Raw genomic sequence first — 8,181 nt, 5'->3', positions numbered from 1 at the left:
ACATATCTCTTCAGATATCTCGCAATGTCAAAAAGCAGGGGAAACAAAACAACCTGAACCGCGCCATTTCCTTCGTGGCGCCGTCAAGCCATCAACTTCCCGATTTTTCCCCGTTTCCGAGGCAGAAACCCTATTTAGCGATCCGCTTCGATGCCGTCAAGAGCGTGTCTCAACTTTTTTCGTCGCGCCCCGCTGGGCCCCGTCCGATCCGGCGTCGCCGTTTCGGTGAGCGGGTATCTAGGGTCAGACGATCAGGGCCGCAAGCCGAAAAATGCAGATTCCACGAAGAAAAGTTTTAACTTGCTGATCTTAATAAAGATTAAAGTCGTAGGCCCATGCCGTCTTAGCTGACACCATGAAGGCAATCCTGGAAAGCACGACTCATCCGGGGCGGTTTTCGTCCTTTTCCAGCCCCGATTCACCGCAAAGTGGCGAGTCGCCGGGCGAGAATCCCCTGCCGAGCCATCGGGATTCGCGCCATGGCCGCGCCGGCAGGCGCAGAATCGGCGCCTGCGGCGATTCCCGGCCGCGGAATCACCCCCTGCCCCGCCATGCGAAAGAAACCGGCGGCGGAAATGAAAAACGCGGCCCCGAGGGACCGCGTTTTCGTATCGTATAGAGAAGAGCCAATCAGCGCTTCGAGAACTGGAACGAACGACGGGCTTTCGCCTTGCCATATTTCTTCCGCTCGACGACGCGCGAGTCGCGGGTCAGGAAGCCCGCGGCTTTCAGCGCGGCGCGCAGGCTCGGCTCGTGCAGCTGCAGGGCTTTCGAGATGCCGTGCTTGACCGCACCGGCCTGACCCGAAAGGCCGCCACCAGCAACGGTAGCATAGACGTCATACTGACCGACGACGCCGGCAACCTCGAAGGGCTGGCGCAGGATCATCTGCAGCACGGGACGCGCGAAGTAGGCGGCAATGTCCTTGCCGTTCACGACGACCTTGCCCGAACCGGGCTTCACCCAGACGCGGGCAACAGCGTCTTTACGCTTGCCGGTGGCATAGGCGCGGCCCAGCGAGTCGCGCTGCGCTTCGCGGATCGGAGCTTCGGCAACGACAGTGCCGGTGGTGACCGATTTCAGGTCGTCCAGGGTCTTGATGTCTTCGGCCATGTTCATGCGCTCCGGGTATTCTTGGCGTTCATGGACTTGACGTCCAGAACTTCGGGCTGCTGTGCCTCATGCGGGTGCTCGCCGCCGGCATAGACGCGCAGATTGGTCATCTGCTGCTTGCCCAGCTTGTTGCGCGAGATCATGCGCTCAACGGCCTTGATCACGACGCGCTCGGGATGGGCGCCTTCCAGAACCTGACGCGCGGTGCGGTGCTTGATGCCGCCCGGGTGGCCGGTGTGCCAGTAGTATTTCTTGGCATCGCGCTTGTCGCCGGTCATCTGCACCTTGTCGGCGTTGATGATGATGACGTTGTCGCCCATGTCCATGTGGGGGGTGAAGGTCGGCTTGTGCTTGCCACGCAGGCGCATCGCAACGATCGAGGCAAGACGGCCCAGAACGACGCCCTCTGCGTCGATCAGGATCCACTTCTTCTCGATATCCGCCGGTTTCGCGGTATAGGTTTTCATCGGTCGTCCCTTTTGGGGTGTAATTCGAGATGTGGGTGTATCGGCGAAAGCCGCTTTCCGGTCAAGTGCGTCGAGCGACGATTATACAAGCAAAAACAATTCGTTGCGAAATAGGTATCTAAACACCACATTGCAAGCCCCGAAAACGGGGCGAAAATCCGGGCCGGGCGCCGCTTTTCGGCCGCGCCCGGCGGAATGATCACTCGCCGAAGGTAAAGGCCAGAATCGCCCCGGGATTGGCCATCTGGTTGCTGGTGCCGCCATCTGTCGCGCGGGTGATGCCGCCCGCGTCGGTGGCGACAAAGATGGTCTTGCCATCCGGGCTGATCGCCAGATCGCGATAGCGGTTCTGGCTGTCGAAGAGCTTTTCAATATCGCCCTGCACCGACTTGCCATCCGCGTTCAGTCCCAGCCGATAGACCGCGCCATTCTTGAGGCTGGTCACCAGAAGCGAATTCTTCCAGCCCGGCACCGCGTCGGCGGCGTAATAGTCGATGCTGGCGGGCGATATGGTCGGCCAGCAGATGAAGGCCATGTCGCCGCATTTCTCATAATGGAAGGTATAGCCGTTCCTGACGGTGAAGAAGGTCTTCATCGGCTCGACGAAATCCTCGGCCCAGTCGGTCTCGACATGCTTGGGCACCGAGTCGGGGATCTCATAGTCGCTGAAGGTCAGGCTGGCGCAATCGGGCGCATCGGCCCAGGCGCCATAGACATAGGCCTGATCGTCGCGGAAACCGGCGACAAAGGGCCAGCCGTAATTGCCGCTAGCTTGCAGCAGGTTAACCTCGTCATCGGTCTTGGGGCCCTGTTCGGACTGAAACAGCGATCCGTCCGGACCAAAGACGATGCCCTGCGGATTGCGATGGCCATAGGTATAGACATGGCTGCGCACACCGGCGATTTCCGGGTTGTCAGCAGGGATCCCGCCATCGGGCGCGATCCGCAGGGTCTTGCCCTGATAGGCCGAGACATCGCCCGCCGCGACCTGCTCGGCGGTGGGCAGATCCTGCGCAGCGACATGCTTGCAGAAATTGCCGAACTGGTTCGCGCCATGATCGCCCTGGGTCAGATAGAGCATCCCGTCCGGCCCCAGCTTCAGCCGCCCGGCATTATGATCGTCGCCCGCGATCAGCCCCTCGATCACCGTTTGCGGCTGGCCCAGCGTATTCGACGCCGGATCATGGGTCAGGCGCACCACCCGCATGCGGCGGTCCAGCGCCTCGCCCGCGTCGCCATCATAGACATAGGCGGCATAGACAAGGTTCTGCGCCGGATCCAGCGCCATGCCCAGCAGCCCCTCATGCGCGGTTTCGCCGGTATAGGCGTCCTCGAACTTGTAAAGCACCGCCTTTTCGCCGCTGGTCGGGTCGATGCGGGTGATCTGCGCGGCCTTGCGCTCGGTCACCCACAGATGGCCGTCGGCGCCATAGGTGATTTCCCAAGGCGAGCCCAGATCGGCCGCGACCACCCGAGACTGGAACTTGTCGGCGACGATCTCGACACCCTGCGCGGCGGCAGCGCCGGTCAACGCGACACCAAGCGCGGCCGAGGACATGAGACAGGCAAGCAGGCGGTTCTGGGACGTCATGGCGATTCCTCCGGGATGAAACTGCGAAGAAATCCATTAGCCCCGCTGAACTTCGTCGCGACAAGCCGATTCGGCGCCGCCTATCCCTTGGGCGGGATCGAATAGGTCATCGAGCAACGCGCCACCGGCTGATCCACCCCGTCCGAGCGGATCAGGACATCGCCCACCGCCAGCACGCGGCCCAGCTTGAGGATGCGGCACTCCGCCAGCAGATCGCGCCCCGCCTCGGGCTTGCGCATGAAATCGACCGAGGCATTGGTTGTCACGGCCAGCGCCACCTCTCCGATCCGGGCCAGGATCGCCAGATAGATGGTGACATCGGCCAGCGCGAACATGGCGGGACCGCTGACCGTGCCGCCGGGGCGCAGGTGGCGGTCATCGACCCTGAGCCGCGCCACCAGCATCTGCGCATCCACCGATTCGACCCGGACCTGATCCGAGATCTGCGGGAACACCCGGTCCAGAAACCCGTTCAGCGTCGCGCAATCCATTGCAAGTGCCATGCTTTCCCCCTGCCCCGCACGCGGCTAGACTGAATCGCGGGACCCGGCGATGGCAAGCCGCATCGTAACGTCAGCGAGGGAGACGAGGATGAAGGACGGCAACCCGCAGCCGCTGGTGCTGCGTCAGGATCAGGGGCCGGTCGCGCGGCTGGTTCTCAACAGCCCCGGAAACTTCAACGCCCTGTCCCTGGCCATGATCGATGCGCTTGAGGCGGAGCTGGACGAGATCGCCGCGAATGACGATATCCGCGTGGTGATTCTGGCGGCCTCGGGCAAGGCCTTTTCCGCCGGCCATGACCTGCGCGAGATGCAGGCCGCGCGCGAGGATGGCGACGGCGGCCGCGCCGCCTATGAGCAGCTGTTTTCGCGTTGCGCGGCGATGATGCAGAAAATCCCCGCCCTGCCCCAGCCGGTCATCGCCGAGGTGCAGGGCATCGCCACCGCCGCCGGCTGCCAGCTGGTCGCAAGCTGCGACATGGCCGTCGCGGCCGAGGGCGTGCGCTTTGGCGTGAACGGCGTCAATATCGGGCTGTTCTGCGCCACCCCCATGGTGGCGCTGTCCCGCGCCATCCCGCCCCGCGCGGCCTTTGAATATCTGGTCACCGGCGAGTTCATGGATGCCTCCCGCGCCCGTGAACTGGGCCTGATCAACCGCATTGCCCCGCCCGAGCAACTGGCCGCCCAAACCATGGCGCTGGCCGAGGTGATCGCCGCGAAGCTGCCCGCCGCCGTGCGGCTGGGTAAGCGCGCCTTTCACCAGCAATCCCGCATGGGCTTGGGTGATGCCTATGCCGCGACCGGCCCGGTCATGTGCGAGAACCTGATGCGCACTGACACCGCCGAGGGCATTCAGGCATTTCTGGAAAAGCGCCCGCCGGACTGGGACTAGCCGACCAGCGCCAGCCCCGGAAAGGCCTCAAGCAGCCAATAGGCAAATCGGGCGAAATCGCCGCGATAGAGCGCGACCCCGACGATGACCAGCAACGCGCCCATGACGCGCTCGATCAGCCGCAGATGCGGCTTGATGCGGTTCATCAGCCCCATGGCGCGGTTGATGAAGATCGCCGACAGCAGGAACGGCACCCCCAGCCCGAGCGCATAGATCGCAAGCAGCGCCATGCCCCGCTCGACCGCCGCGCCGCCGGCAGCCAGCGACAGGATCATGCCCAGTTGCGGGCCGATGCAGGGTGTCCAGCCAAAGGCGAAGGCCAGCCCCAGCACATAGGCCCCCAGCGCGCTGCCGCCCCGGTCACCGACATCCATCCGCGCCTCGGTATCCAGAAAGGGGATGCGGAACAGGCGCAGGAAATGCAGGCCCATGATGACGATCACCACGCCCGAGGCTTTGACCAGATATTCCTGATACTGCAGGAACAGCCGCCCAAAGGCCGAGGCCGCCATGCCCATCAGCAGAAAGACCGTCGACAGGCCCAGCACGAAGAACAGCGCCGGCACGACCGCGCTGCGTTCGCCCGATTTCAGCCCGCCGACCCCCACCCCGGTCATATAGGCCAGATAGGGCGGCACGATCGGCAGCACGCAGGGCGACAGGAATGACAGGATCCCGGCCAGCAACGCGACCATCGCGGCGGGCAGGAAGGCGGCGTCTGCAAGCTCGATTCCAAACATGAGCGGCAGATTGCGCCATGAAAAAGGCGCGGGAAAGCCCCGCGCCCCTCACTCTTTTGTCATGGCCGACAGGGCGTTACCCCAAGGACCACCAGCCGCGACGCTTGGGACGCGTATCTTCGGCCTCGGCCAGTTCCGGTTCGGGTATCTGCGCCGGGGCGGCAGAGGCCGGAATTTCCGGCGCCACGGCGGGTTCGGGCTGAACCTCGGCCACCACGACCTCGGCGGCAATCTCGGCCACGACCTCGGGCGCAGCCTCTGCGACAGCAGTTTCCTCAGCCGGTTCCTCTGCGACAATCTGCGCAGGCTCACTCACGGGCAGCGCGCTCAGATCGACGATCTCGGCGGTCTCGACGCTGGTTTCGGCAACGGCTTCGATGGCAACGGGTTCTGCGACCGATTCGGCAGCGGCCTCGGCATCATCCGACTTGCGGCGGCGCGAGCGGGTGCGGCGGCGCGGCTTGGCGTCTTCCTCGCCAGCGTCAACTGCGGCAACCTCGGCCGGAGCCGCCTCGGTGATCTCGGCCACGACTTCGACCTCGGCGGCGTCCCCTGCATCGGCCTGCGCCTCGTCGCCGTTCTCGCCCTCGCCTTCGCCATTCTTGCCGCCACGGCGACGGCGGCGACGGCGGCGGCGGGTCTTGCCGCCATTCTCGCCCTGCTCGCCAGCTTCGCTGCGGGCCTCGTCGCTGCTGTCCTCGGCCTCGGCCTCGACCGCCTCTTCGATGTCGTCCTCTTCCTCGGCGACTTCCTCATCGTCGATCTGCGCCATCAGCCGCGCATCGACCGAGACCACCGGCGAAACCACTTCGGGCACGTTGCGGGTCGCGGTCTTGAACTTCTCGATGGCGAAATCGGGCGAGATCAGCGTCGGATCGGCCTCAACCCGCACCGACATGCCGTAACGCGCCTCGATCCCGGCGATATGCTCGCGCTTGGCGTTCATCAGGAAGTTGGCGACGGCGATCGGCGCCTTGACCAGCACTTCGCGCGAGCGTTTGCGGGTGCCCTCTTCCTCGATGGCGCGCAGGATGGTCAGCGCCAGACTGTCGTCCGAACGGATCAGCCCGGTGCCATGGCAATGCGGGCAGGGCTGCGTGGTCGATTCCAGCATCCCCGGACGCAGGCGCTGGCGGCTCATTTCCAGCAAACCAAAGCCCGAGATGCGCCCGACCTGAATCCGCGCCCGGTCGGTTTTCAGCTTGTCCTTGAAGCGTTTCTCGACAGCGGCGTTGTTCTTGCGCTCTTCCATGTCGATAAAGTCGACGACGATCAGACCGGCAAGGTCGCGCAGCCGCAGCTGGCGGGCAATCTCCTCGGCGGCCTCAAGGTTGGTCTTTAGCGCCGTGTCCTCGATCGAGCCTTCCTTGGTGGCCCGGCCCGAGTTCACGTCGATGGCGACCAGCGCCTCGGTCACGCCGATGACGATATAGCCGCCGGATTTCAGCTGCACGGTCGGGTTGAACATCCCGCCCAGATAGCTTTCCACCTGGAAGCGCGCGTAAAGCGGCATCTGGTCGGTGTAATGCTTCACGTTCTTGGCGTGGGACGGCATGATCATCTTCATGAAGTCCTTGGCGGTGCGGTAGCCGCGCTCGCCCTCGACCAGAACCTCGTCGATTTCCTTGCTGTAGATGTCGCGGATCGTGCGCTTGATCAGGTCGCCTTCCTCATAGACCGGCGCCGGCGCGATGGATTTGAAGGTCAGTTCGCGGATCTGTTCCCACAGCCGCATCAGATATTCATAGTCGCGGCGGATCTCGGTCCGGGTGCGCTGGCTGCCGGCGGTGCGGATGATCAGACCGGCGCCTTCCGGCACCTCCAGTTCAGAGGCGATTTCCTTCAGCTTCTTGCGGTCCGCGGCATTGGTGATCTTGCGGGAAATCCCGCCGCCCCGCGCGGTGTTCGGCATCAGCACGCAATAGCGGCCCGCCAGCGACAGATAGGTGGTCAGCGCCGCGCCCTTGTTGCCGCGCTCTTCCTTGACGACCTGAACCAGCATGATCTGCCGGACCTTGATGACTTCCTGGATCTTGTAGCGGCGCGCGCGCGGACGCTTGGGGGCGCGAATCTCTTCGGTCACGTCCTCTTCGGCGATGGATTCGATGCCGTCATCCTCACCCGCGTCCTCGGCATGGTCGTCCGCTGCGGCCTCGGCAGCTGCGGCGGCCTCTTCGGGCGTGCATTCGATGGGGGCAGCCTCTTGCACCGCAAGTTCGGCGGGCTCGTTGCCGGCGGTCTCATCCTCCAGCAGCGTATCGGCAGCCTCGGTATCGACGATGGTCATGCCCGGAATATCGTCCGAGACGGCAACCGCATCGCCATTGTCGGCGGCGGCGGCCTTGGGCGCCTTGCGGCGGCGGCCATTGCGCTTGGGCTTTTCGGCCTCTTCGCTTTCGGCGGCGGCGGCCTGACGCTCTTCCTCGATCAGGGCGCGGCGGTCGGCAGCGGGGATCTGGTAATAATCGGGATGGATTTCGGCGAATGCCAGAAAGCCGTGGCGGTTGCCGCCGTAATCCACGAAGGCGGCCTGCAGCGAGGGTTCGACCCGCGTCACCTTGGCCAGATAGATATTGCCAGCAAGCTGCCGCTTGTTGACTGTCTCGAAATCAAATTCCTCGACTTTGGTTCCGTCGACCACGACCACCCGAGTTTCCTCGGAATGGGTGGCGTCGATCAGCATTTTCTTTGACATGTTTCCGTCTTTCGGGCAGCCGCATCGGCCCGCCCGTGGGCGGGGGCAAGATACGACTGTCATGTATGAGGACGACAACGGACGCGCGCGCAACAGCAATCGCGGCGGAAAGGGCTTCCCCCTGCCGCCGTTGCCGATCTAGCTGCGCTGCGCGAACCATCGCGTCTGTTACCTTTCTTGGCC

8 protein-coding genes are annotated in these 8,181 nt (G+C 64.1%); 2 read left to right on the top strand and 6 right to left on the bottom strand.

The features are described from left to right. The coding region (locus DFP89_RS20535) for a hypothetical protein (protein ID WP_220269839.1) at positions 1–229 on the top strand (229 nt) is incomplete at its 5' end. 401 nt (positions 230–630) lie between these two features. Here the strand turns inward: DFP89_RS20535 and rpsI are convergent. The 4 genes from rpsI to DFP89_RS12925 all read right to left on the bottom strand — a co-directional run bounded on the left by rpsI (position 631) and on the right by DFP89_RS12925 (position 3,674). Continuing rightward, positions 631–1,113 (bottom strand): 30S ribosomal protein S9, encoded by a 483-nt coding sequence (rpsI, locus tag DFP89_RS12940; protein WP_114349817.1) that lies wholly within the window; start codon positions 1,111–1,113, stop codon positions 631–633. A 2-nt stretch (positions 1,114–1,115) separates the two neighbouring features. Next, positions 1,116–1,580, bottom strand: a complete 465-nt coding sequence (gene rplM, locus DFP89_RS12935; RefSeq protein WP_114349803.1) for a 50S ribosomal protein L13 — start codon at positions 1,578–1,580, stop codon at positions 1,116–1,118. A gap of 199 nt (positions 1,581–1,779) precedes the next feature. Continuing rightward, positions 1,780–3,171: a glucose/sorbosone family PQQ-dependent dehydrogenase gene (locus DFP89_RS12930; RefSeq protein WP_220269838.1), complete on the bottom strand. Its 1,392-nt coding sequence runs from the start codon at positions 3,169–3,171 to the stop codon at positions 1,780–1,782. An 80-nt stretch (positions 3,172–3,251) separates the two neighbouring features. Then, positions 3,252–3,674 carry a PaaI family thioesterase gene (locus tag DFP89_RS12925; RefSeq protein ID WP_114349802.1) on the bottom strand — a complete coding sequence of 141 codons (423 nt, stop codon included), beginning with the start codon at positions 3,672–3,674 and terminating at the stop codon, positions 3,252–3,254. Between the two features lie 88 nt (positions 3,675–3,762). Between DFP89_RS12925 and DFP89_RS12920 the strand changes: the two genes are divergently transcribed. After that, positions 3,763–4,563 carry an enoyl-CoA hydratase gene (locus tag DFP89_RS12920; protein WP_114349801.1) on the top strand — a complete coding sequence of 267 codons (801 nt, stop codon included), beginning with the start codon at positions 3,763–3,765 and terminating at the stop codon, positions 4,561–4,563. On the opposite strand, the gene DFP89_RS12915 is transcribed toward DFP89_RS12920, so the two are convergent. Continuing rightward, entirely contained in the window at positions 4,560–5,303 is a 744-nt protein-coding gene (locus DFP89_RS12915) for a cytochrome c biogenesis CcdA family protein (protein ID WP_114349800.1), read from the bottom strand. The genes DFP89_RS12920 and DFP89_RS12915 overlap by 4 nt on opposite strands. A gap of 76 nt (positions 5,304–5,379) precedes the next feature. Beyond that, a complete protein-coding gene (locus DFP89_RS12910; protein WP_114349799.1) occupies positions 5,380–7,998 on the bottom strand; it encodes an Rne/Rng family ribonuclease in 2,619 nt (872 codons plus the stop codon). Positions 7,999–8,181 lie beyond the last annotated feature (183 nt).

Source organism: Paracoccus lutimaris (assembly GCF_003337565.1).
GTDB classification, from domain to species: Bacteria; Pseudomonadota; Alphaproteobacteria; order Rhodobacterales; family Rhodobacteraceae; genus Paracoccus; species Paracoccus lutimaris.
Note: the sequence above shows the minus strand (reverse complement) of the source record. Positions and strands in the feature narration are given on the sequence as shown.

Coding starts and splice junctions, on each gene's coding strand:
- rpsI (WP_114349817.1), bottom strand. CDS start 1,113: ATGGCCGAAGACATCAAGACCCTGGACGACCTGAAATCGGTCACCACC.
- rplM (WP_114349803.1), bottom strand. CDS start 1,580: ATGAAAACCTATACCGCGAAACCGGCGGATATCGAGAAGAAGTGGATC.
- DFP89_RS12930 (WP_220269838.1), bottom strand. CDS start 3,171: ATGACGTCCCAGAACCGCCTGCTTGCCTGTCTCATGTCCTCGGCCGCG.
- DFP89_RS12925 (WP_114349802.1), bottom strand. CDS start 3,674: ATGGCACTTGCAATGGATTGCGCGACGCTGAACGGGTTTCTGGACCGG.
- DFP89_RS12920 (WP_114349801.1), top strand. CDS start 3,763: ATGAAGGACGGCAACCCGCAGCCGCTGGTGCTGCGTCAGGATCAGGGG.
- DFP89_RS12915 (WP_114349800.1), bottom strand. CDS start 5,303: ATGTTTGGAATCGAGCTTGCAGACGCCGCCTTCCTGCCCGCCGCGATG.
- DFP89_RS12910 (WP_114349799.1), bottom strand. CDS start 7,998: ATGTCAAAGAAAATGCTGATCGACGCCACCCATTCCGAGGAAACTCGG.